This is a genomic window from Streptomyces sp. NPDC002779 (assembly GCF_042888685.1).
Lineage (GTDB): Bacteria > Actinomycetota > Actinomycetes > Streptomycetales > Streptomycetaceae > Streptomyces.
In genome coordinates this window covers 151,218-174,798 of sequence record NZ_JBIAQC010000008.1, presented here as the reverse complement: position 1 = coordinate 174,798, position 23,581 = coordinate 151,218, and the positions used below count along the sequence as shown (strand labels likewise).

The window sequence follows — 23,581 nt, the reverse complement described above, 5'->3', positions numbered from 1 at the left end:
CGGTGAGAAGGGGTACGGTCTCAGGCCGCTCCGAAGGCCGAGAAGGCCCAGCCCGTCGCCCGGTGCACCGCGTCGCCGGGAAGGGCGGCGCGGGCGTCGCGGAGGGCCTCTGCCAGGGAGAGGCCCGAGCTCACTCCCTTGTGCAGGGCGACCATCAGCGGGACCACCGCGGCGTCGTTGACGGGGGCGCTGCACGCCACCACCCCGGCCGTGCCCAGCGGCAGCAACGCGGTGACCAGGCCGAGGAGTTCATCGGCGCCGACCGACGCGAAGCAGGCGGTGTCGCAGCAGGAGAGGATGATGCGGTAGGGGCTGCGGTCGAGGCGTTCGAAGTCGTGCACGATCAGCGGGCCGTCCGCCATCCGCAGCGAGGAGAAGAGCGGGCTGTCCGCCCGGAAGGCGCCGTGCGCGGCGATGTGCGCCAGCGCCGCCCCGTCCAGCTCCCCGAGCACCCGCGGCACGTTCGCCCCGTCGTCCTCCAGCAGCGTCGCCGTGCCGTACCGGTCGGCCAGCTCGGGCACCTCCGCGCCCCCGGTGGCCAGGCCCGGACCGCGCACCAGCACCTGACGGCCGCCCGGCGGCGGCTCGGTCTCCCGGGCCCGCAGCCAACTGGTCGCCGACGGCGACACGCTGACCACCCGCTCGCGCAGCGACGGCAGCAGCGACCACGGCACCCGGTGCAGCCGGCCCGGCGGTACGACCACCACCGGTCCGTCGCCGAGGTGCTGTGCCGCCGGACCCAGCAGCAGCTCCTCCAGCCGTCGCCCCGCCGCCTCCACCACCGCAAGCCGCGCCTCGGCGCCCGGGTGGGCCAACCGCCGCAGCCCGGCCTGCACATGCTCGGCCTCGGTCTCCGCGTCGGCGATCAGCCCCGCCTCGTAGCGCCGCACCCGCCCCTGCCCGCACAGCAGCACCTGCACCCGCCCGTCCACCACGACCAGCGCGACCAGCCGGACGGCGTCACCCAGCCGGGCCAGCAGCCGCGCCGGGTCGAAGCGGTCCCCGTCACCGGGCGCCTCCCCGCGCATGTGCAGGGTCCGCGAGCGTATCTCCCGTTCCAGGCGGCGCTGTTCGCGCTCCAGGGCGGGCACCGGCCGGCCCTCCATGCGGGCGGCCTCCGCGCGGGCCGCGATCTCCCGGAAGGCGGTGAGCCCGCTCTGCAGGGCGGGGTCGGCGGGCGGCCGGGTCGGCGGGGCGGTCAGCACCGTCGCCCGCCACCGCTCGCTCCACACCAGCAGCCGCCGCGGCCCCCCGGAGTCCAGGCTCACCCGCTGCGCCAGCGCGGCGAGTTCGGCGCCCTGGGCGGTGGCGCGCGCCCGGAGCTCCGAGGCGCCCAGCGTCGTACGGTGGTCGTCGAGCACGTCCAGACCGCGCCGGCACGCCTCCAGCACCCCGCGCCCCGATCCCGCGGCCCGCGCCCGCAGCGCCTGCGCCGCCCACCCCGTCATCCGCGCCAGCGGCGGCCCCGCGCGCCTGCTGCGGGCGGCCGTCCCCAAGTGCCGTTCGGCGTCCGCCCGCCAGCCCAGCGCGAGCGCGATCCGGCCCGCGAGCAGGGATGCCTCGGGCGCGGCCGGGGCGCCGAAGGAGGCCAGCCGGTCGGCGACCGCGGCGGCGTCCGCGACCAGCCGCCCCGAGGCGCGCCCGGTGACCAGCCGTGCCTCGATCAGCACCAGCCGGGCGTGCGTCTCCCACCAGGTGCGCCGCTGCCCGGCGAACAGCCGCACCGCGAGGGCCGCGCGCGCGATGGCGGTGTGCGGATCGCCCGCCAGCCGGGCCGCCCGCGCGGCGACGAGCAGCAGCTCCGCCTTGCGCGTGGACTGTCCGCCGATCTCGTCCAGCACCCCGATCGCCGCGTCCGCCTCGGCCAGCGCCTCCGGGGCGAGACCCGCGGCCATCAGCACCTCGCAGCGCCGGATGTCGAGCATGAACGTCGGCGTGCCGAGCTTGGCGTACCGCTCCTCGGCCTCGTCCAGCAGCCGCAGCGCCGCCGGGATGTCCCCGGACCGGAACGCGGCGAGCCCCCGGCTCTCCACGGCGTCCGCCTTGTCGTGCTCCTGGCCCGTGGTCTCCCACAGCGCCTCGGCCGACGTGAAGTCCGCGTCCGCCCGCTCCACCGCGCCGAGCGCCAAGTGCACCGTGGCGCGCAGCGTCAGCGCCCGTGCCGTCCAGATCACGTCGTCCGCCTGCCGCAGCACCGGGATCGCCCGCCGCACGTCCTCCAGTGCCTCCCGGTGATGCCCGAGCACCCACCAGACGTACGCCCGCCGGTACAGCACCCGCGCCCGGGTGTGTCCCGTGCCGCGGGCTACCCCCCGCTCGAACGCGGCGAGCCCCTGCCGGGTGCGGCCCGCGTGCACCAGCGCCACGCCGAGCGTGCCCAGGACGTCCGCCTCCCGGTCCGCGGAGTCCGCGCGCGCCGCGAGGTCGCGGGCCCGCCGCAGATGGGCCAGCGCGAGGCGCAGATCGCCGAAGTCCCGTTGCCAGATGCCGATCACCTGATGGGCGACGGAGGCGTGCAGCGGCGAGGGATCGGCGCCGAGTACCTCTTCCGCCTCCGCCAGAGCCTCGCCGGGTGCGGCGAACACCTTCGGCAGCAGTTCGAGAACCGACTCGCTTCCCGCTGTCACTTTACGGATAGTAGTGCTCCCCTCCGCCGCCCACACAGGGCCGGCGCTGTATCAATCGACGGCTGCGGGGCTCTGACTGACGACCGTCGCCTCAGCGGGAGGACACGCCATGGCACCACAGCGATTCACCGAACAGTTCGATCAGATCCAGCGCTCCATGCCCGACGTCCCCCTGGCGATGGGTCCCGACGACTCCGCCGAGTTCCTCTACGAGAAGGGCGTCGTGCTGGCCCGGGACGGCGAGGAGGCGCGCGTCGTCGAGGACGCCGTGCGCGAGCACTTCACGTCGTTCGCCGGTCTCACCGCCGACCACGTGCGCCGGGCGAGCCCGCAGTCCAACCGGTCCGGCATCACCCGGATCCAGGTCGGCGACCCCGGTCAGGGCGACCTGCGCGGCGACCGGGCCGTCGCGGGGGCGCTGCGGGCGCTGCGGTCCGCGGAGGGCCGGGCAGGGCGCCGGCTGGTCAGCCGCAACCATGTGGTGTCCATCGCCGTGAACGCCTGCCCCGGCGACGAACCGGTACCGGCCCCGCTCACCGAGACTCCCAACCCCGCGCCCGCCGAGGGGACGTACGACGCGGACACCGCCGTCGGCGTCCTCGTCATCGACACCGGCCTGATGAAGGACTACCGCTCCTACCCCCTCCTCGCGCACACCGACGGCGACCTCCAGATCAAGGAGTGCGACGACGACGGGATCCTCCAGCAGTACGTCGGACACGGCACGTTCATCGCCGGACTCGTCGCGGCCGTCTCGCCCAACACCGAGATCACCGTCCGCAACACCCTCAACGACGCCGGAGCCATCCTGGAGTCCGAGTTCGGGGACAAGCTCTTCGAGGCCGTCGACCGCGGCGGCTGGCCGGACATCCTCAGCCTGTCCGCCGGCACCCCCAACGGCCGGACCGACGGACTGCTCGGCCTCGACGCCTTCATGGAGGAACTGCGCACCCAGCGCACCCTGTTGGTGGCCGCCGCGGGCAACAACGGCAGCGCCACCCCCTTCTGGCCCGCGGCCTACGCCGACCTCCCCGCCTACGCCGACGCCGTGCTGTCGATCGGCGCGCTGCGCGGGGACGGCGAGCACGGGGCCTGCTTCAGCAACCACGGCGCCTGGGTGAAGGCATACGCCCCCGGTGAGCGCCTCACCAGCTCGTTCACCGGCTTCGACGTGCCGGTCCCGTACGTGTACCAGCACTCCACGTACGACTCCTGCCGGTACGGCTTCGCCTACGTGTGCACCTGCCAGTCGCCGCGCCACACCGGCCTGTTGAGCGAGGAGCGGGCGGAGACCGCCACCGGCAAGCCGGACCAGGTGATGTTCGAGGGCTTCGCGCACTGGAGCGGCACCTCGTTCGCCACCCCGGTGGTCGCCGGCATGGTCGCCGCCCACATGAGCGCGCACAAGGAGACCGACCCGCGCGTCGCCCGCACCCAACTGCTTGCCTCCAACACCGAGTTCGCGGAGGTGCGCGGGTCGCATGTGCCGGCGCTGCGCCCGCCCACCTGGCGTCCGGTCCCCGTCGTCCCGCGCACGCGTCCGGCATGAGGGTCGGAACCGTCCCCTCCGCGGCGTACGATGACTTGCCGTACACGAGGGGTGGGGCCGTGGATCGTGCAGAAACCGGCGCGCTCGTCCAGTCCGCCGTCGACGGTGACGCGGCGGCCTGGAAGGCGCTCGTGGAAGGGCTGAGTCCGCTGGTGTGGTCGGTGGTGCGCGCCCACCGGCTCTCCGACGCCGACGCGCACGAGGTGTACCAGACCGCCTGGTTCCGTTTCGCCCAGCACCTGGGCCGCATCCGGGAACCGGAGAAGGCCGGGTCCTGGCTGGCCAGTACCGCCCGGCACGAGAGCCTGAAGGTCCTGAAGAGCCTGCGGCGGCTGACGCCGACGGACGACCCGCACGTGCTGGACCGGGTCAGCGAGGACCGTACGCCCGAGGAGTCGCTGCTGGACTCCGAGGAGGCGGCCGCCCAGAGCGAGCGCGTGCGCCGGCTGTGGCAGGAGTTCGAGGAACTCGGCGACCGCTGCCGCCAGTTGCTGCGGGTGCTGATGTCCACACCGCCGCCCAGCTACCAGGAGGTGTCCGCCGCGCTGGGCATCGCCGTGGGCAGCATCGGACCGCTGCGCCAGCGCTGTCTGCGCCGCCTGCGGGCCCGACTCGACGCACGGGGAGCACTGTGAACGACGACGACATGAACGACGAGTTCGGAGAGTTCGACGACGCCGGCTTCGACAGCGCCCTGCTGGAGGAGGAGCTGAGGCGGGCCGCCGCCATCCTGGACCCGGTTCCGGCCGAGCTGAGCCGGATCGCCGTCGACGCCTACGCGCTGCACGACCTCGACGCCCGGATCGCCGAGCTGACCTTCGACTCGGTGGTGGACGCCATCCCGGTCCGGGGCGCCACGGACGTACCGCGGATGCTCACCTTCCGGGCGGGCGAGGTCACCGTCGACGTCGAGGTGACCGCGCAGGGCCTGATGGGGCAGGTGCTGCCGCCCCAGCCGGCCCGGATCGAGGTGCTCAGCGGCCCGCAGTCGGCGGCACCCCTCACGGCGGACACCATGGGCCGCTTCACCGGCGACGCCCCGCCCGCCGGCCCGTTCGCGCTGCGGCTGCGGACCGGCGGTGCCGTGGTCGTCACGGAGTGGCTGCGCGCCTGACTCACCAGACGCAGGGCAGGGACTGCGGACCACGGATCATGGTCCTGCGGCGCCAGACGACCCGGTCGGGCGCCACCGCGAGCCGCAGTCCCGGCAGCCGGTCCAGCAGGGTGTCGACCAGCAGTTCGGTCTGCAGGCGGGCGAGCACCGCGCCCGTGCAGAAGTGCGGGCCGTTGCCGAAGGCCAGGTGCGGGCTCGCCGCGCGGTCCGGGTCGATGCGGTCCGGCTCGGGGAAGACCTCGGGATCGCGGTTGGCGGCCAGGTAGGAGACGTACACCGGGTCGCCGGCCCGGATGCGCAGGCCGTGCAGCTCGACGTCCTCCAGGGCGATCCGGGCCAGGCCCACGCTGCTGCGGTGCGGGATGAAGCGCAGCAGCTCGTCCAGGACGGCACCGCGCTCCTCGGGTCGGGCGCGCATCCGCTCCATCAGCTCGGGGCGGGTGAGCAGCAGGTACAGCATCTGCCCGCAGTTGTGGGTGACGGCCTCGCCGCCGATCTGCAGCGGCCCGGCGAGCCCGACCGCCTCGGTCTCGCTGATCTCCCCGCGCTGTACGGCGGAGCCGAGCAGCGAGTACACGTCGTCGCCGCTGCTGTGCGCACGGGCCCGGACGGTCTCGGTGATCCACCCGTACAGGCCGTTCTTGGCCTGCTCCGCGTCCTCGGCGCCGGTGGTGGAGATGATCCGCCGGGTCCAGGCGTGCACCCGCGCCCGGTCGGCGGCGGGCACGCCCATCACCTCGCTGACCACGGCGAGCGGGAAGGGCTCCAGGACCCGTTCGACGAGGTCGGCGGGGGGTCCGTCCTGGACGACCGCGTCGACCAGCGTGTCCAGGATCCGCTGGGCGCGGGGGCGCAGCCGCTTCATCGCGCTGACGGTGAAGGCGCCGGCGACCGGCTTGCGCAGCCGGTTGTGGTCGGGCTGGTCGGCGAAGGCGAGCGAGCCGGGGCGGGGCTTGAAGTGCGGGGCCATCCGGGTCACCTGGCGGGTGGTGACCTCGGCCCGGCCGAACCGGGGGTCGTTGGTGATGGCCTTCACGTCGTCGTAGCGGGTGGCCAGCCACGCCCAGCCCGCGCCGTGCGGCAGCCGGATGCGGGTGAGCGGGCCCTCCCGCATGAGGTCGGCGAGCACCGGGTCGAAGTCGGTGCCGTCGAGTTCCAGCGGCGGCCAGTCCCGGACCGGGGGCGGGGCCTGGCCGGTGAGCGTGGTGGTCTCCTCAGTCATGTCCCCACCCTCATCCCCGTGCGCCCGGCTGTCGCCCGGGAGTGCTCCAGGCGGTGGTCAGCCGGGCAGGGCGGCCACGAGCCGCGCGAGCGCGGAGGCGATCCGGGTGAGCCCCGCCCCGGCGGCCCCGCCCGGCTCGGTCATGTAGGTGTCCCGCCGGATCTCCACCATCAGCGCACTCACCCGCGGATCGGTTCGGTAGAACTCCAGGGGCACGTACGTCCCGCTGAACGGGCTGTCCAGGCCGACGTCCCCGCACTCCGCGAAGGCCTCGCGGGCCGCGGCGAGCAGCCCCGGCGGCGTGTGGAAGGAGTCGGTACCGAGGCAGACCGCCGGGCGGGGCCCGTCGCCGTGCAGTTCGTAGGGGAGCGGGGCGCTCGGATAGGAGTGCACATCGACGATCACGGCCCGCCCGGTGGCGGCCAGCCGCCCGGCCACGGCGTCGCTCATGGCCCGCGCGTAGGGCCGGAAGTACCGCGCGAGCAGCGGCTCGTGATCGCCGTCCTCCTCGCGCAGCACGTCCTGGTGGGTGGTCCGCGTGTACACGGCGCCCATGCCGGCGGCGAGCATCTCCTCCCGCTCGTCGGGGAACCGCTCGGGGTCGACGACGAGCCGGGACAGCCGGTTGGCGAACACCCAGGGCCTCGGCGCACAGGCACCGGCCGCCTCCCCGGCGATCCGCGCGGTGTGCGCGTCGGTGATGTGGTCGAGCTCCCGCTGGAGCGCCGAGTCGTCCAGCACGATGCCGGCCCGCACGTCCTGCGGTATCTCCCGCGCCGAGTGCGGGACGTGCAGGATCACGGGGGAGTGCCCGGCACCCGGGGTGAGCGAGAAGTTCATGCGGCCCTACTGTCCCACCCGTCCGTCGACGCACTCGCGCAGCAGGTCCGCGTGACCGCAGTGACGGGCGTACTCCTCGATGCGGTGCACCCACAGTTCGCGTACGGAGTTGTGGTCCTTGCCCACCCGGGTGGCCAGGTCGGGGTACTCGTCGAAGACCGCGTCGGTCGCCGCCTGTTCGCGGGCGAGGTCGGCGAACGCACCCTCCACCAGCGCCTGTTCCGCGGCGGCACCGTCGAAGTCGGCGTCCCGGGCCCCGTAGAGCTTCGGTTCCGGTCCCTCCGGCACGATCCAGCCGCGCCAGTCCCGCTCGACCTCGGCGAGATGGCGGACCAGCCCCAGCAGGGACATCGTCGACGGCGGCACCGAGCGGCGCGCCAGCTGCTCAGGGTCCAGCCCCTGGCACTTCATCTCCAGGGTCAGCCGGAAGTCCCGCAGCACACTCCGGTACGTCGCCGACTCGCCTTCCGGGCCGGGCCCCTCGTTGTCGCGAGGGTCCTGGTCGGGGTCCGCCCACATGTCGGGGTAGACACTGGCCCGGGTCCATCGCTGGGGTACGTCGTCGTCGCTCACGGGCTCACGATGCGGAGCCGGACGCCCGGCGCGCAAGCGGTTTTCCGGGGGGCGGGCCCCGAGATGCCGTGCGGGCCCGCCCCCCGACCGCGTGGTGCCGCGTCAGTTCAGCGGTGCGGGTGCGGGAGTGCCGTAGAAGGTGATCGGGGGCCAGCCGCGGGAGGCGGCGAGTTCGCTGAGCAGCTCGGCGATCTCCAGGGGGGTGACGGCGAGGGCCGACGGGACCTCGTGGTTCGCCACCCGGAACTCGATCTCCACCTCGGCGTGCGTGTCGTCGCCGATGGTCCGGTACGTCCGGCCCTTGAAGAACGTATCGGCGGCGAACTCGGTCGCCTCGGCCTCCGCCGCCTGGGCGGGCTGCGCCGACGCCGCGGTGCCGAGCACCGCCCCCGCGGCCGTCGTACCGGAGTAGCCGATCAGGGATCGTCTCGAAATGCTGGACAAGGTTCCCCTCCATCGCGGGCCGTACGGGTGTCTCCCGAGGCCGCGGGCCCGATCGTAAGCATGATCGATGGGGGTGCGGGCCTGAACGAGATCATCCGGTAACGGCGCGAAGGGAACAGCACGAAGGGCCGGCACCAGAACGGTGCCGGCCCTCCGCACAGTCAGCGCCTGCGTCAGCTCAGGGACGCCAGCACCTCGTTCCAGGTGGCCGACGGACGCATGACCGCCGCCGCCTTCGCCGGGTCGGGCTGGTAGTAGCCGCCGATCTCGGCCGGGGAGCCCTGCACCGCGTTCAGCTCCTCGACGATCTTCTGCTCGTTCGTCGTGAGCGTCTCGGCGAGCGGCGCGAAGGCCTTCGCCAGCTCGGCGTCGTCGGTCTGCCGGGCCAGCTCCTGCGCCCAGTACAGGGACAGGTAGAAGTGGCTGCCGCGGTTGTCGATGCCGCCGACGCGACGGGTCGGGGACTTGTCCTCGTTGAGGAAGGTCGCCGTGGCGCGGTCGAGGGTGTCGGCGAGGACCTGCGCGCGGGCGTTGCCCGTGGTCTTCGCGTAGTGCTCCAGCGAGGGCACCAGGGCGAAGAACTCACCGAGCGAGTCCCAGCGCAGGTAGTTCTCCTTGACCAGCTGCTGGACGTGCTTCGGCGCGCTGCCGCCGGCGCCCGTCTCGAACAGGCCGCCGCCCGCCATCAGCGGGACGACCGACAGCATCTTGGCGCTGGTGCCCAGCTCCAGGATGGGGAAGAGGTCGGTGAGGTAGTCACGCAGCACGTTGCCGGTGACCGAGATGGTGTTCTCGCCGCGGCGGATGCGCTCCACCGACAGCTTGGTGGCCTCCACCGGCGGCAGGATGCGGATGTCCAGGCCCTCGGTGTCGTGCTCCGGCAGGTAGGCGTTGACCTTGGCGATCAGGTTGGCGTCGTGCGCGCGGGTCTCGTCCAGCCAGAAGACGGCCGGGTCGCCGGTGGCGCGGGCCCGGGTGACGGCCAGCTTCACCCAGTCCTTGATCGGCGCGTCCTTGGTCTGGCAGGCGCGGAAGATGTCGCCCGCGGAGACCGCCTGCTCGATGACGACCTCGCCGTCCTGGTCGACGAGGCGGACCGTGCCGGTCACCGGGATCTCGAAGGTCTTGTCGTGGGAGCCGTACTCCTCGGCCTTCTGCGCCATGAGGCCGACGTTCGGGACCGAGCCCATCGTCGACGGGTCGTAGGCGCCGTTGGCGCGGCAGTCGTCGATCACGGCCTGGTAGACACCGGAGTACGACGAGTCCGGCAGCACCGCGAGGGTGTCGGCCTCCTGGCCGTCCGGGCCCCACATGTGGCCGGAGGTGCGGATCATGGCCGGCATCGAGGCGTCGACGATGACGTCGGACGGGACGTGCAGGTTGGTGATGCCCTTGTCGGAGTCGACCATCGCCAGGGCCGGGCCGTCGGCCAGCTCCGCGTCGAAGGACGCCTTGATCTCGGCGCCCTCGGGCAGCGCCTCCAGGCCCTTGTAGATGCCGCCGAGGCCGTCGTTCGGGGTCAGACCGGCGGCGGCGAGCTGCTCGCCGTACCGGGCGAACGTCTTGGGGAAGAAGGCGCGCACGACGTGGCCGAAGATGATCGGGTCGGAGACCTTCATCATCGTGGCCTTCAGGTGCACGGAGAACAGCACGCCCTCCGCCTTGGCCTTGGCGACCTGCGCGGTCAGGAACTCGCGCAGCGCGGCGACGCGCATCACGGAGGCGTCGACGACCTCGCCCGCGGTGACCGGTACCGACTCGCGCAGCACGGTGGTGGAGCCGTCGTCGCCCTTGAGCTCGATCCGCAGCGAACCGGCCTCGGAGATCACGGCCGACTTCTCGGTGGAACGGAAGTCGTCGACCCCCATCGTCGCCACGTTCGTCTTGGACTCGGCGGTCCAGGCGCCCATGCGGTGCGGGTGGTTCTTGGCGTAGTTCTTGACCGAGGCGGGGGCGCGCCGGTCGGAGTTGCCCTCGCGCAGGACCGGGTTCACGGCGGAGCCCTTGACCTTGTCGTAACGGGCCTGGATGTCCCGCTCCTCGTCGGTCTTCGGGTCGTCCGGGTAGTTCGGCAGCGCGTAGCCCTGGCTCTGGAGTTCGGCGACAGCCGCCTTCAGCTGGGGGATGGACGCCGAGATGTTCGGCAGCTTGATGATGTTGGCCTCGGGCGTCTTCGCGAGCTCACCGAGCTCGGCCAGGGCGTCCGGGATGCGCTGGTCCTCGGTGAGGTACTCCGGGAACACCGCGATGATGCGGCCGGCCAGCGAGATGTCGCGCGTCTCCACGGCGACACCCGCCTGCGAGGCGTATGCCCGGACCACCGGCAGGAAGGAATACGTCGCCAGGGCCGGGGCCTCGTCAGTGTGCGTATAGATGATGGTCGAGTCAGTCACCGGGTGCTCCGCTCCACGTCTGCAACATTGCTCGACATCAAGATATCTCGTGATCGCCCTCGACTCGACAGGGGTCCGCACACGCGTGTGAGGGCGGGGGCGCGCGTACGCGTGTGCGACGGGGGAGAGAAGTTTCGCCGGAAGTGCAACCTCCGCGGCCGTTCCTGCGGTCATGCAGGTGGATCACTCATCCGAGGCGATGGCCGGACCTGACCACCCGGCCACCCGAGCGAAGGCAGAGCATGAGAAATCGCACCAGAGTGACAGCCCCGGCCGCCCTCATAGGCACGGCCGCCGCGCTGAGCCTCGCACCCCCGGCCCACGCCGCCGGGGGCCGGAGCGGCACCCCGGGCCCCGAGACCCTCGGCGACCCCGTCTACCCGGCCCTCGGCAACGACGGGTACCGCGTCTCGGCGTACCACCTCGATCTCGCCTACGACGCGACGACCCGGCTCGTCGACGCCACCGCCACCCTGCGCATCCGCACCACCCAGGCCCTGACCCGGTTCTCCCTGGACGCCCTCGGCCTGGACATCCGCTCCGTCCGGGTCGGCGGGCGCGCCGCGACCTTCGAGCAGGCGGGGGAGAAGCTGCGGATCACCCCGGCCGCGACCCTGCCGAAGAAGGCATCGGTCACCGTCTGCGTGGAGTACGCCGCCGACCCGCGCCGCAGCCTGCCGCACACCGGCTGGGTCCCCACCCCGGACGGGTTCGCGGTGGCCTGCCAGCCGGACTCCGCGCACACCGTCTTCCCCTGCAACGACCACCCGGTCGACAAGGCCGACTTCACCTTCCGTCTCACCGTCCCCGCTGGCCTGCGCGGGGTGGCGAGCGGACACCTCGTGCGCACCGAGCAGCTGGCCGGCGACCGGACCGCGTACACCTACCGCTCCCGCTCGCCGATCGCCACCGAGGTCGTGCAGATCACCGTCGGCGACTACGTCATCAAGGACCGGCAGGGCCCGCACGGGCTGCCCCTGCGGGACGTCGTGCCCACCGCGCGGGCCGCCGCCCTGGAGCCCGCGCTGGCGCTCACCCCGGCCCTGGTCGAGTGGGTCGAGCGGCGCCTGGGCGCCTACCCCTTCGAGACGTACGGCCTGCTGCCCTGCAACTCCGACCTCGCGGAGCCCTTCGGCTTCACCGGCCTGGAGACCCAGACGCTCACCATCTACCGGCCGAAGTACCTCCTCCAGGAGGAGTCGAAGATCGGCTCGCACATGATGCACGAGCTGGTCCACTCCTACTTCGGCAACAGCGTCTCCCCCGCCGCCTGGTCCGACCTGTGGATGAACGAGGGACACGCCGACTTCTACGGGCTGCTGTACCGCTACGAGCGCGGCTGGCCGGACTCGCTCGGCATGACCACCATGGAAGCGCGGATGAAGGACACCTACGCCAAGGGTGACCACTGGCGCGCCACGTCCGGTCCGGTGGCCGCGCCCAATGCCGCCAACCTCTTCGACTCCCAGCGTTACCTGGGCGGCGTCCTCGTCCTGTACGCCCTGCGGCAGGCCGTCGGCGAGGACGCCTTCAACGCGTTGGAGCGCGCCTTCCTGGAGCGCTACCGCAACGCGTCGGCGACGACCGAGGACTACATCGCCGTCGCCTCCGAGGTGTCCGGGCAGGACCTGTCGGGCTTCCTGCGGGACTGGCTCTACGGCACGAAGACCCCGCGGATGCCGGGGCACCCGGACTGGACGGTCAACCCGGTGGCGTCGGCCCCGGCCGCCCCGCGCAAGCGGCGGAGCGGCCACCACGACAACTCGGCCACTCTCTGAGGGGCCGGTCGGGCGGGGGTCGGTGAGCAGGGGCCGGTGAGCGGGGGTCAGTCGAGCCGGGCGGAAGGGATGTCGCCCGGCTCGTGCTCCGCGCCGTGCTGCTCCCTGCCGCGCTGCTGCGGTATCGCCACCGACCCCTGCTGGATCGCCACCGTCCGGGTGGGTGCCGGGATGCGGATGCCCTCCCGCTGGTAGCGCTTGTGCAGGCGCTTGATGAACTCGTGCTTGATCCGGTACTGGTCGCTGAACTCGCCGACGCCCAGGATGACGGTGAAGCCGATCCGGGAGTCGCCGAAGGTGTGGAAGCGGATGATCGGCTCGTGGTCCGGCAGCGCGCCCTCGACCTCGGTCATCACCTCGGCGATGACCTCGTTGGTCACCCGCTCGACGTGCTCCAGATCGCTGTCGTAGGAGACGCCGACCTGCATCAGGATCGTCAACTCCTGCTCGGGACGCATGAAGTTGGTCATGTTCGTCTTCGCGAGCTGCCCGTTGGGGATCACGACCAGGTTGTTGGACAGGTTGCGGACCGTCGTCTGGCGCCAGTTGATGTCCTCGACATAGCCCTCCTCGCCGCTGCTCAGCCGGATGTAGTCACCGGGCTGGACGGTCTTGGAGGCGAGGATGTGGATGCCGGCGAAGAGGTTGGCGAGCGTGTCCTGAAGGGCGAGCGCCACCGCCAGACCGCCGACGCCCAGGGCGGTGAGCATGGGCGCTATGGAGATGCCCAGGGTCTGGAGCACCACCAGGAAGCCGATGGAGAGGACCAGGATCCGGGTGATGTTGACGAAGATGGTGGCCGAACCGGCGACACCGGGCCGGGACTGGGTGACCGTCCGCATCAGCCCGGCGATCCCGCGGGCCACCGCCAGCGTCACCATGAAGATCAGCAGCACGGTCAGGGTCTGGTTGACGTGGTGCTGGACCGTCCTGGTCAGCGGCAGCGCCGCGCCCGCGGAGGCCGCGCCGCCGAGGAACGCCGCCCACGGCACCACGTTCCGCAGCACGTCCACGATGAGGTCGTCGCCGCTCCACCGGGTCCGGTCGGCGTGCTTGCCCAGCCAGCGCATCAGCATCCGGAGCAGAAACGCCGCCAACAGGCCCGCGGCCACCGCGATTCCGGCGATGACCAGGTCGTCCATGGTGAGATCGCGCTTCACCGGTCACCTCCGGTGAAAGAAGCGGCGGCGACATGCTCCGCCGACGGCCGGATGTGAAGTTTCGTCACGTTGTCCCCTGCTCGATTTCCGGACGGTACGGTCGCGTGCCGTTCGGGCATGACGGCTCATCCTGCCGTATCCCGCACAGCAGTTCGCACCAGGTGCGGGGCCTTCGGCCACCCGCGCGGAGGGCGGGGTGCCGCATCGGGCGGAGCGCGGACGGACCCGGGCGACGCGCCCGAGTACGCTACGGGCCGGCCGGCCGCCGAACGCTCCGGGACGACTGGTCTCCGCCCGCTTCAGGTTTGCAGGTCCCCGATCGCTCCGGGCCCGTAGGCCCGACCACTACGGGGCCCTGCCCCCGGCCGTGCAGGCCCGCTGGCGCCCCACTGCTACGGTCCCGCCGATCGCGGATTGCTCCGGGCCCGTAGGCCCGACCGCTACGGGTGCCGCAGGTCTCCGGCCGCTGCAGGCCCGCTGGCGCCCCACCGCTACGGTCCCGCCGATCCCCGATCGCTCCGGGCCCGCAGGGCACCCGACCGCTCCGGTCCTACAGGTCCCCGAACGCCCCGTGCCGTCCCGCCCCCGAGGCGAACCGTGCCGCTCCCTCCAGGCTCTCCGTCAACACCCCCGCACCGTGCCGCAGTTCCGAGCGCAGCGCGGCCTCCTCGTCCAGGCCCTCCTGGTCGAGGACGGAGGCGCGGTCGGCGCGCAGGCAGGCCTGGGGGAAGGCGGCGATCGTGGCGGCCAGGGCCTCGGCCCGCGCGCGAGCCGTGCCTGGGGGGACCACCCGGTTGACCAGCCCCATCCCGTACGCCTCCGGGGCCGCCACCGGCCGCCCTGTCAAGATCATGTCCAGGGCGCGGCTCGTGCCGATCAGCCGGGGCAGCCGTACCGTGCCGCCGTCGATCAGGGGGACACCCCAGCGGCGGCAGAACACGCCGAAGACGGCGTCCTCCTCGGCGACCCGCAGATCGCACCAGAGCGCCAGCTCCAGGCCCCCGGCCACGGCGTACCCGGCGACCGCCGCGATCACCGGCTTGGACAGCCGCATCCGGGTCGGGCCCATCGGGCCGTCGCCGTCCTCGGTGACCTGGTTGCCGCGCTCGGTACCGAGGGCCTTGAGGTCCGCGCCCGCGCAGAACGTCCCGCCCGCACCCCACAGAACCGCCACCCGCGCCTCCTCGTCCGCCTCGAACTCCCGGAAGGCGTGCGCGAGTTCGGCGGCCGTCGGGCCGTCCACGGCGTTGCGGGCCTCGGGGCGGGACAGGACGACCGTGGTGACGGGTCCCTGGCGTTCGACGCGGACGGGCATGGCGAAATCTCCTTCGGTGGGCGACGACCACGGGAGTCTCGCACGGGGAAGGCCCCGCCCCACGGCGGCTGTCAGATCACCTTCCAGCGCACCAGCGCCCCCAGCGTCAGCGCCCCCGGCAGCATCGGCAGCCACACCGTGATGATCCGGTACGCCAGCACCACCGCCGTGGCCACCGCCGCCGGGCCGCCAGCCGCCACCAGCGCCACGATCAGCGCCGCCTCGACCGAACCGAGCCCGCCCGGCGTGGGGATCAGCGCGACCGCGACCGTCGCCGCGAGATAGGCGACCGCCACGTGCAGCGGCGGCACGTCGAGGCCCAGCGCCTCGCCCACCGCGACCAGTCCGGCCGCCTGGAGGGCCGGGAACGCGAACGCCCCGCCCCACAGCGCCAGCGCCCGGGAGGCGCGGGAGTGCACCGAGCGGGCCTCGCCGAGCGCGGTGCGCAGGAAGGAGGCCACGGTCGTGCGGACCCGGCGGATCAGCGCCAGGACGCCCGCCGTCAGCAGGACCGCCGCCGCTACCGCGAGGAGCAGCGGGCCCACCGCCGTCCCCTCCGGCAGCAGACTGCCGAGCCGCAGCGCGTCGGGGAAGGCCAGCAGCAGCGCCGCCAGCAGGGCGAGCCGGCCGATGGACTCGGCGAGGAGATACAGCGCGAGGGCCGCCGAGGAGCGGGCGAGCGGCAGCCCGCACACGGTCATGAACCGCAGGTTGACCGCGCTCGCGCCGAGGCCGGTCGGCAGCAGATGGTTGGCGGCGCCCGCCGCGAACTGCGTGGCGAGCAGCCGCGCCGAGGGCAGCCGTTCGACCACGGCGCCCTGCCGGCAGCACGCCGCGGCCACCCAGGTCAGGCAGGTGGCCCCGGCCGCCGCCAGCAGCCAGGGCCACTCGGCGGTGCCCAGCTGCGCGAAGCCCTCGGTGAGCACGGCACGGTGCCGCACCGCCACCACCGCGACCAGCACGAGCGGAAGCAGACACAGGATCTGCCGGACGGGGACGCGTCGGGGGAGTCGTCCCGGGGGCGGGTCGGAAAGCTGTACCGCTGTCACAGTCGGAGAGGTTCTCCGCGCCGCGCCAACTGCGGGTTGCGGAAACAGGGCTTCCGGCTTACGTCCGGTCATCGGGACCCCCGGCCCGGTCGGCGCCTTGACCTCAAGGAAGGTCGAGGTTCTACGTTCTCCCCCATGAGCATGGAGACCACAGCGTGGACACAGCTGCACACCGTCATGAACGCCGAGCACGAGCGCCGCCCGTTCGCGCGCGACACGCTCCGCCGCATCGGCGCGTTCGCCCGCCCCCACCGCGCGCGCATCGCGCGGTTCGTCGCGCTCGGGGTGGCCACCGCGCTCCTCGCGGTGGCGACGCCCGTCCTGGCGGGACAGGTCGTCGACACGATCGTGTCAGGCGGCGACGAGGGCGCGGTCGTACGCCTCGCCCTGCTGATCGCCCTGATCGCGGTCCTGGAGGCGGCGCTCGGGATCGTCTCCCGGCGCCTGTCGGCGACGCTCGGGGAGGGACTCATCCTCGATCTGCGCACGGCCGTCTTCGACCATGTGCAGCGGATGCCGGTCGCGTTCTTCACCCGCACCCGCACGGGAGCGCTCGTCTCCCGTCTCAACAACGACGTCATCGGCGCCCAGCGCGCCTTCAGCAACACCCTGTCCGGCGTGGTGAGCAACCTCGTCACGCTGCTGCTCACCCTCGTCGTGATGCTCACCCTGTCCTGGCAGATCACCCTGCTCGCGCTGGTGCTGCTCCCGGTGTTCGTGATCCCGGCCCGCCGCATGGGCCGCCGGATGGCCCGGATGCAGCGCGAGGCGGCCACCCTCAACGCGGCGATGGGCACCCGGATGACCGAGCGCTTCTCGGCCCCCGGCGCCACCCTCGTCAAGCTCTTCGGCCGCCCCGAGCAGGAGTCCGAGGAGTTCGCCGCCCGCGCCCGCCGCGTCGCCGACATCGGGATCCGCACCGCCACCGCCCAGTCGGCGTTCATCACGGCCCTCACCCTGGTCTCCGCCCTCGCCCTCGCCCTGGTCTACGGCCTCGGCGGCTTCTTCGCCCTGCGCGGCAGCCTCGAAGCAGGCGCCGTCGTCTCGCTGGCCCTGCTGCTGACCCGGCTGTACGCGCCGCTGACCGCCCTCGCCGGGGCGCGCGTCGAGGTGATGAGTGCCCTCGTCAGCTTCGAGCGCGTCTTCGAGGTGCTCGACCTCGAACCCCTCATCCAGGACAGCCCCGACGCCCGCGAGATCCCCGAGGGCCCGGTCTCCGTGGAGTTCAGCGACGTCCGCTTCGGCTACCCGTCCGCCGACAAGGTCTCCCTCGCCTCCCTGGAGGAGGTCGCCGCGCTCGATGCCCGCGGCGGCGCCGAGGTGCTGCGCGGCATCTCCTTCCGGGCCGAGCCGGGACAGACGATCGCGCTCGTCGGCTCCTCCGGCGCCGGCAAGTCGACGATCGCGAGCCTGCTGCCGCGGCTGTACGACGTCGACGGCGGCGCCGTACGCCTCGGCGGCGTGGACGTCCGTGAGGTGAGCGCCCGTTCGCTGCGCGAGACCCTCGGCATGGTCACCCAGGACGGCCATCTCTTCCACGACACGGTTCGCGCCAATCTGCTGCTGGCCCGCCCCGCCGCGACCGACGAGGAGCTGTGGGACGCCCTGCGCCGCTCCCGCCTCGACGGCCTCGTCCGCGCCCTGCCCGACGGCCTGGACACGGTGGTCGGCGAGCGCGGCTACCGGCTCTCCGGCGGCGAGCGCCAGCGCATGACCATCGCCCGGCTGCTGCTGGCCCGGCAGCGTGTCGTCATCCTCGACGAGGCCACCGCCCACCTCGACAACACCTCCGAGGCCGCCGTCCAGGAGGCCCTCACCGAGGCACTTCAGGGCAGGACCGCGATTGTCATCGCGCACCGGCTGTCGACCGTGCGGGCGGCCGACCGGATCCTGGTGGTCGAGGACGGCCGGATCGTGGAACAGGGCACGCACGACGAGTTGCTGGCGGCGGAAGGACGTTACGCCGAGCTGTACCGGACGCAGTTCGAGCAAACAGCCGACGTCGGCCAACTCGCCGCTCAGGAACACACCAAGAACGACAACATCCTTGCTTCACTTGGGCGCGAAGCCTAAGGTGCGTTCGGTTTGCCCACAGGATCCAACAGGACCTGACGCTCCCTCAAGCTGTGCAGCGCCGCACTGTCGTCCCGAGGAAGGCCCTGGTCATGCCGCATCCCTCCGAGCCCTTCGCAGGCCGCCCGCCCCGCCCCCGGGGCGTGGCCGTCAGCCGCCGCCGACTCCTGGAGGGCGGGGCGGCCGTGCTTGGTGCGTTCGCCCTGTCCGGCACGTCATCGGCGGGGGCGCACGCGGCCGACGAGGCCGGGGCCGCGGCCGGTGCACCGGAGTGGAACGGCAACATCGGCCTCTTCCAGGTCGGCGCCGAGCCGCCGCACACCACGCTGATGCCGTACGCGGACGTCCAGCAGGCCCTGGCGGCCGACCGCACCCGCTCGCCGTACCGCCTGAGCCTCGACGGCACCTGGAAGTTCGCCTACGCCGACCGCCCCGACGACCGCGACCCCGACTTCCACCGCACCGACCTCGACGACCAGGACTGGGACACCATCCCGGTCCCCTCCGTCTGGCAGCTGCACGGCTACGACTTCCCGATCTACGTCAACATCACCTACCCGTACTGGGGTCCCAACGGCCTCGGCGAGGACCCCCAGCCGCCGAACGCCCCCACCCGCTACAACCCCGTCGGCCAGTACCGACGTACCTTCACCGTCCCCGAGGACTGGTCGGGGCGGCGGACCTTCCTGCACTTCGAGGGCGTGAAATCCGCCCACTACGTATGGATCAACGGCGAGTTGGCGGGCTACAAGGAGGACTCCTTCACCCCCGCCGAGTACGACATCACCGAGTACCTCAAGCCCGGGACCAACCGGATCGCGGTGGAGGTCTACCGCTACTCCGACGGCGACTGGCTGGAGGACCAGGACATGATCCGGCTGAGCGGCATCTTCCGCTCGGTCTACCTGTACTCGACCCCCGTCGTGCACCTGCGCGACTTCAAGCTGGACACCCCGCTCAGCGACGGCTACCGGGCAGCCGCCCTCTCGGTCACCGCGAGCGTCCGCGCCTACGCGGCCGGGGGCGCCGGACGCTACACGGTCGAGACCCAGCTGTACGACGCCGCCGGACACGCCGTCTGGACCCGCCCCCTGCACCAAGGCGCCGACGTCGACGCCGTCGGCGAGGACGTGACCGTACGGGCCGACAAGGCCGTCCCCGCGCCGCAGCTCTGGTCCGCCGAGCACCCGTACCTCTACACCGCCGTCCTCAGCCTGCGGGACCCGTCCGGCCGGGTGATCGAGACCCTGTCGCACCGTGTCGGCCTGCGCGAGTTCGCGCTGAAGGACGGCCTGATGCGGATCAACGGCAAGCCCGTCTCCCTGCGCGGCACCAACCGGCACGAGATGCACCCCGACCGCGGCATCGCCCTGAACCGGGCGGACCTGATCGAGGACATCACGCTCATCAAGCGGCTGAACATGAACTCCGTCCGCACCTCGCACTACCCCAACAACCCCGTGTGGTACGAACTCGCGGACGAATACGGCCTCTACCTGGTCGACGAGACCAACCTGGAGACCCACGGCATCAGCAGCCGGTACCCCCGCGACCACGCCGACTGGACCGTGGCGTGCGTCGACCGCGCGAAGAACATGGTCCACCGCGACAAGAACCACGCCTCCGTCGTCATCTGGTCGCTCGGCAACGAGGCGGGCGGCGGCAGCACGTTCGTCGCCATGCGCGACTGGATCAAGTCCTACGACCCCACCCGCGTCGTCCAGTACGAGGGTGACGACCGCCCGACGATCAGCGACATCCGCTCGGAGATGTACGACACCCCCGCCACCGTCGAGTCCCGGGCGAAGAACACCGGCGACACCCGGCCGTACGTCATGATCGAGTACTCCCACGCGATGGGTAACTCCAACGGCAACTTCAAGAAGTACTGGGACCTGATCCGCCGCTACCCCGTCCTCCAGGGCGGCTGGATCTGGGACTTCGCCGACCAGTCGCTGAACTGGCCCACCCCGACCCGCAAGCAGCTGACCGAGACGGGGCCGGGCGGCCTGCGCGGCGAGATCCTCGCGCCCAGCGGCACCTTCGATCGCGCCAAGGGCCTCTCCGGCGGCACCGTCTTCGCCCGCGACGCGAGCCTCGACCTCACCGGCTCGCTGACGCTGGAGGCGTGGATCACCCCGCGCGTCCTCGGCTACCACCAGCCGATCATCGCCAAGGGCGACACCCAGTACGCGCTGAAGCAGAACAACAAGAACCTGGAGTTCTTCATCCACGGCGGCGGCCAGTGGATCACCGTGACCTGGGCGCTGCCCGACGGCTGGACCGGCACCGAGCACCATGTCGCGGGCGTCTTCGACGCGGAGGCGGGCAGCCTCACCCTCTACGTCGACGGACAGGTCAGGGCCACCCGCACCACCACCCAGCGGCCCGCCCGGAACACCGCCCCCCTGGCGCTCGCCACCGACGTGGACAACCCCCACCGCGAGTTCAGCGGCACCATCCGGCGGGCCCGCGTCCACGCCCGCGCCCTGAGCGTGAGCGAACTCGGCGCCCCGGACCGCCGCGGTCCCGGTGACGAGGGGGTGCGGTTCTGGTTCGACGCGGCGACGGCCGGTTTCACCGAGAAGCGGCCGAAGGAGAAGACCTTCTTCGCGTACGGCGGCGACTGGGGCGACAACCCCAACGACTTCAACTTCGTCGCCGACGGCGTCGTCACCGCCGACCGCGGACACACCGGCAAGGCCGCCGAGGTCAAGCGGATCTACCAGGCGGTCAACGCGGCCCCCGCCTCCGGCGACCGGCTCACTCCTGGCGCCGCGGTCACCCTCACCAACGAGTACCTGTTCACGAACCTGCGGGAACTCGACGGCACCTGGGAACTCCTCGCCGACGGGAAGGTGCTCGGGCGCGGGAAGCTGACCCGCGCCCAGCTGGACGTGGCGCCGCTGTCCGCCAAGGACATCACCGTGCCGTTCACGGTGGGCGAACCGGCACCGGGCGCCGAGTACTTCCTGGAGCTGTCGTTCACCACGAAGGAGACGACGAAGTGGGCCAAGGCCGGCTTCGAGGTCGCCAGGCAGCAGCTTCCGGTCGACGCGGGCAGCCCGGCCGTGACGCCGGTGCCGCTGGACAGCGTCACGGCACTGGCCTACCAGGACGGTGCCGGCGAGGTGACCGTCACCGGCGACGGCTTCTCGGTCACCGTCGACAAGAAGAGCGGCGTCCTCATCTCCTACCGGGCCGCGGGCGCCGAACTCATCACCTCCGGCCCCGTCCCGAACTTCTGGCGGGCGCCCACCGACAACGACCGCGGCAACGGCCAGCACACCCGCAACCAGACCTGGCGGGACGCCGGCACCGGCCGCAAGGTCACGGACGTCACCGTGCGCGGGCTGCGGGACAGGGCCGTCGAGATCAAGGTCAGCGGCACCCTGCCCACGACCACGGAGTCGGCGTACACCACCACCTACACCGTCTTCGGCAACGCCGAGATCAAGGTCGACAACACCCTGCGCCCCGGCGCGGCCTCGCTGCCGTACATCCCGGAGGTCGGCAACCTGCTCTTCCTGCCCGGCCGGCTGGAGCAGCTGGACTACTTCGGCCGCGGCCCCGAGGAGAACCACTGGGACCGCAACAACGGAACCGACGTCGGCCTCTGGTCCGGCACCGTCTCCGGCCAGTGGGAGCCCTACATCCGCCCCCAGGAGAACGGCAACCGGACCGACGTCCGCTGGATCGCCCTCACCGGCCCCGACGGCACCGGGCTGCTCGTCTGCGGTGAACCCCTGCTGGAGGTCAACGCCTCGCACTTCACCCCGGAGGACCTGTCGGTCGGCGCACGTCACGACTACCAGCTGACCCCGAGGGAGGAGGTCGTGCTCCGGGTGAGCCACCGCCAGATGGGGGTGGGCGGCGACAACAGCTGGGGCGCGCACACGCACGACGAGTACAAGCTGTTCGCGAACCGCGACTACGCCTACACCTACCGGCTGCGCCCCCTGGCCGACCTCGCCGAGGCCACCCGCCTCTCGCGGCGGCCCACGGCGACGGACTGACCGGACCGGTCAGGGACGGCGGCCGGGCGCGGCCGTACGGCCGACCGTCGCGGCCAGTTTGCGCAACCGCCGCCAGTCGAGCCGGGGTTGGTGCCCGGCGAGCCCCGGCCGTTTGCGCGGCACCCGGACCGCGAGCGCGCCGGCCGCGACGCGGCAGCGGACCGGTGAGGGCAGCACCAGCGCCTCGCCGTCGAGGCCCACCTCCACCTCGGGCCCGTCGGACTCCACGACGACCTCGAGGGCGGTGTGGACGGTGAGCGCGGCCGGGGCCGGGTCGAGGACCAGCGCGGCGGCCTCCGCCGCGCTCTCCACCCGTATGGCGAGCAGGCCGAGCACTCCCGTGTCGAGCCGGTCGCGGCGTCCGAACCCGAAGGGATCGCCGGTCCGGTAGGGGTTGTTGCTCACCAGCACGGCCTGCGGGTCCTTGAGGGCGACCTCCCCCGCGAGGACGGTGAGCCGGGTCCCCTCCCGGCCGGTGAGCAGGCCGGGCAGCAGCTCCAGACTGGTGCCGAGCTTGTCGTCGCGGTACGAGGGGCTCTGCACGATCGCCGCGTAGGCGCCGAAGGAAGCGTTGTTCACGAACGGCCGGTCACCGGCGAAGCCGAGGTCCACCCGGAGCTCGACGCCGTCGGTCAGCGCGTCCAGACCGGCGGCCGGGTCGTCGCGGTCCAGGCCCAGGTCCAGCGCGAAATGGTTGCGGGTACCGGCGCTGAGCACCAGGAACGGGATGCCGTGCTCGGCGGCCACGGCCGCGACCAGTGCCTGGGTGCCGTCGCCGCCCGCGGCCCCGAGCAGATCGGCACCCTCGGCGACGGCGGCCCGGGCCAGCGCGGTCACGTCCTGCGGCCGCTCGGGATCGAGGACGACGACCCGGGCGCCGAGCCGTTCGGCCCGCTCCCGCAGGCCGTACCGGACGACCTTCCCGCCGCCGGAGCGCGGGTTCATGATCAGGAACGGCCGCTTCGGCGGCGGGCACCGGCGCTCCTTGACCCGGTAGTCGCCGGCGCCGCGCAGCGCGTACCGGCCGCACCAGACGGCGACGCCCCAGAGCAGTATCGACAGGGGCAGCGCCCAGAAGACGGTGGCGGCGAACAGGGTGATGACGAACGCGGGAACGGCCAGGGCCACCAGCGCGGCCACCCACCGCACCGGCCCTCGCAGACTCACCGTCCACCACACGGCGGCCGCGGTGACGACCAGCCCGACCGCGCCGCCCAGGAGCAGCAGCAGGCCCCCGAGGCGGCCGTACCAGAGCGGCACGGCCACAGCGAGTCCGGCCGCGGCCAGTGCTGCTCTGGCGGCCCACCGCTGCGTGCGATAGGCACGTCCGCTCACGTCGTCGATCATGCGGCCATCGTAGGGACGCGCCTTCGGCCACCACCATTGCCGACGGCAACGTACCTCGCTATGTTAATCGGAAATCACATG

The 23,581-nt window shown here is 72.6% G+C and carries 16 protein-coding genes; 6 read left to right on the top strand and 10 right to left on the bottom strand.

Annotation, left to right across the window (positions count from 1 at the left end; translation table 11 throughout):
• Positions 1-20: 20 nt before the first annotated feature.
• A complete protein-coding gene (locus tag ACFYW5_RS23430; protein WP_389419011.1) occupies positions 21-2,627 on the bottom strand; it encodes a CHAT domain-containing protein in 2,607 nt (868 codons plus the stop codon).
• Positions 2,628-2,736: 109 nt separating this feature from the next.
• Between ACFYW5_RS23430 and ACFYW5_RS23425 the strand changes: the two genes are divergently transcribed.
• From ACFYW5_RS23425 to ACFYW5_RS23415, 3 genes are read left to right on the top strand one after another with little or no spacing between them, the layout of a single operon-like run.
• Positions 2,737-4,176, top strand: coding sequence for a S8/S53 family peptidase (locus tag ACFYW5_RS23425; protein WP_389419010.1), 1,440 nt, complete (start codon positions 2,737-2,739; stop codon positions 4,174-4,176).
• Positions 4,173-4,811 (top strand): RNA polymerase sigma factor, encoded by a 639-nt coding sequence (locus tag ACFYW5_RS23420; RefSeq protein WP_389419009.1) that lies wholly within the window; start codon positions 4,173-4,175, stop codon positions 4,809-4,811. Before ACFYW5_RS23425 ends, ACFYW5_RS23420 begins: the two co-directional genes overlap by 4 nt.
• Before the next feature lie 11 nt (positions 4,812-4,822).
• Positions 4,823-5,290 carry a hypothetical protein gene (locus tag ACFYW5_RS23415; protein ID WP_389419215.1) on the top strand — a complete coding sequence of 156 codons (468 nt, stop codon included), beginning with the start codon at positions 4,823-4,825 and terminating at the stop codon, positions 5,288-5,290.
• 1 nt (position 5,291) lies between these two features.
• Here ACFYW5_RS23415 and ACFYW5_RS23410 read toward each other — a convergent pair whose 3' ends face one another.
• From ACFYW5_RS23410 to ACFYW5_RS23390, 5 genes are all read right to left on the bottom strand, one after another.
• Entirely contained in the window at positions 5,292-6,512 is a 1,221-nt protein-coding gene (locus tag ACFYW5_RS23410) for a cytochrome P450 (RefSeq protein WP_389419008.1), read from the bottom strand.
• Between the two features lie 57 nt (positions 6,513-6,569).
• Complete coding sequence (locus ACFYW5_RS23405; RefSeq protein WP_389419007.1) at positions 6,570-7,352, bottom strand: N-formylglutamate amidohydrolase; 783 nt, start codon at positions 7,350-7,352, stop codon at positions 6,570-6,572.
• Positions 7,353-7,358: 6 nt separating this feature from the next.
• On the bottom strand, positions 7,359-7,871 hold the full coding sequence (locus ACFYW5_RS23400) for a DinB family protein (RefSeq protein ID WP_389419214.1): 513 nt from the start codon (positions 7,869-7,871) through the stop codon (positions 7,359-7,361).
• 156 nt (positions 7,872-8,027) lie between these two features.
• Positions 8,028-8,369 carry a twin-arginine translocation signal domain-containing protein gene (locus ACFYW5_RS23395; RefSeq protein ID WP_389419006.1) on the bottom strand — a complete coding sequence of 114 codons (342 nt, stop codon included), beginning with the start codon at positions 8,367-8,369 and terminating at the stop codon, positions 8,028-8,030.
• Between the two features lie 173 nt (positions 8,370-8,542).
• The gene (locus ACFYW5_RS23390) at positions 8,543-10,762 is read right to left on the bottom strand and encodes an NADP-dependent isocitrate dehydrogenase (protein ID WP_389419005.1); all 2,220 of its coding nucleotides are present in this window, start codon (positions 10,760-10,762) and stop codon (positions 8,543-8,545) included.
• A 242-nt stretch (positions 10,763-11,004) separates the two neighbouring features.
• Here ACFYW5_RS23390 and ACFYW5_RS23385 point away from each other — a divergent pair, with 242 nt between their 5' ends.
• Positions 11,005-12,540, top strand: a complete 1,536-nt coding sequence (locus ACFYW5_RS23385) for a M1 family metallopeptidase (protein WP_389419004.1) — start codon at positions 11,005-11,007, stop codon at positions 12,538-12,540.
• 47 nt (positions 12,541-12,587) lie between these two features.
• Here the strand turns inward: ACFYW5_RS23385 and ACFYW5_RS23380 are convergent, their stop codons facing one another.
• The 3 genes from ACFYW5_RS23380 to ACFYW5_RS23370 form a co-directional block, all read right to left on the bottom strand.
• The gene (locus tag ACFYW5_RS23380) at positions 12,588-13,700 is read right to left on the bottom strand and encodes a mechanosensitive ion channel family protein (RefSeq protein ID WP_389419003.1); all 1,113 of its coding nucleotides are present in this window, start codon (positions 13,698-13,700) and stop codon (positions 12,588-12,590) included.
• Positions 13,701-14,250: 550 nt separating this feature from the next.
• Positions 14,251-15,015: a crotonase/enoyl-CoA hydratase family protein gene (locus ACFYW5_RS23375; protein WP_389419002.1), complete on the bottom strand. Its 765-nt coding sequence runs from the start codon at positions 15,013-15,015 to the stop codon at positions 14,251-14,253.
• Positions 15,016-15,086: 71 nt separating this feature from the next.
• On the bottom strand, positions 15,087-16,136 hold the full coding sequence (locus ACFYW5_RS23370) for a YbhN family protein (protein WP_389419001.1): 1,050 nt from the start codon (positions 16,134-16,136) through the stop codon (positions 15,087-15,089).
• A 63-nt stretch (positions 16,137-16,199) separates the two neighbouring features.
• Here ACFYW5_RS23370 and ACFYW5_RS23365 point away from each other — a divergent pair, with 63 nt between their 5' ends.
• Positions 16,200-18,137, top strand: coding sequence for an ABC transporter ATP-binding protein (locus ACFYW5_RS23365; protein WP_389419000.1), 1,938 nt, complete (start codon positions 16,200-16,202; stop codon positions 18,135-18,137).
• 92 nt (positions 18,138-18,229) lie between these two features.
• Positions 18,230-22,153, top strand: coding sequence for a glycoside hydrolase family 2 TIM barrel-domain containing protein (locus tag ACFYW5_RS23360; protein WP_389418999.1), 3,924 nt, complete (start codon positions 18,230-18,232; stop codon positions 22,151-22,153).
• Between the two features lie 9 nt (positions 22,154-22,162).
• Here ACFYW5_RS23360 and ACFYW5_RS23355 read toward each other — a convergent pair whose 3' ends face one another.
• The gene (locus ACFYW5_RS23355) at positions 22,163-23,500 is read right to left on the bottom strand and encodes a diacylglycerol/lipid kinase family protein (protein ID WP_389418998.1); all 1,338 of its coding nucleotides are present in this window, start codon (positions 23,498-23,500) and stop codon (positions 22,163-22,165) included.
• Positions 23,501-23,581 lie beyond the last annotated feature (81 nt).

Coding starts and splice junctions, on each gene's coding strand:
- ACFYW5_RS23425 (WP_389419010.1), top strand. CDS start 2,737: ATGGCACCACAGCGATTCACCGAACAGTTCGATCAGATCCAGCGCTCC.
- ACFYW5_RS23375 (WP_389419002.1), bottom strand. CDS start 15,015: ATGCCCGTCCGCGTCGAACGCCAGGGACCCGTCACCACGGTCGTCCTG.
- ACFYW5_RS23420 (WP_389419009.1), top strand. CDS start 4,173: ATGAGGGTCGGAACCGTCCCCTCCGCGGCGTACGATGACTTGCCGTAC.
- ACFYW5_RS23355 (WP_389418998.1), bottom strand. CDS start 23,500: ATGATCGACGACGTGAGCGGACGTGCCTATCGCACGCAGCGGTGGGCC.
- ACFYW5_RS23370 (WP_389419001.1), bottom strand. CDS start 16,136: ATGACCGGACGTAAGCCGGAAGCCCTGTTTCCGCAACCCGCAGTTGGC.
- ACFYW5_RS23360 (WP_389418999.1), top strand. CDS start 18,230: ATGCCGCATCCCTCCGAGCCCTTCGCAGGCCGCCCGCCCCGCCCCCGG.
- ACFYW5_RS23385 (WP_389419004.1), top strand. CDS start 11,005: ATGAGAAATCGCACCAGAGTGACAGCCCCGGCCGCCCTCATAGGCACG.
- ACFYW5_RS23400 (WP_389419214.1), bottom strand. CDS start 7,871: ATGTGGGCGGACCCCGACCAGGACCCTCGCGACAACGAGGGGCCCGGC.
- ACFYW5_RS23415 (WP_389419215.1), top strand. CDS start 4,823: ATGAACGACGAGTTCGGAGAGTTCGACGACGCCGGCTTCGACAGCGCC.
- ACFYW5_RS23365 (WP_389419000.1), top strand. CDS start 16,200: ATGAGCATGGAGACCACAGCGTGGACACAGCTGCACACCGTCATGAAC.
- ACFYW5_RS23405 (WP_389419007.1), bottom strand. CDS start 7,352: ATGAACTTCTCGCTCACCCCGGGTGCCGGGCACTCCCCCGTGATCCTG.
- ACFYW5_RS23410 (WP_389419008.1), bottom strand. CDS start 6,512: ATGACTGAGGAGACCACCACGCTCACCGGCCAGGCCCCGCCCCCGGTC.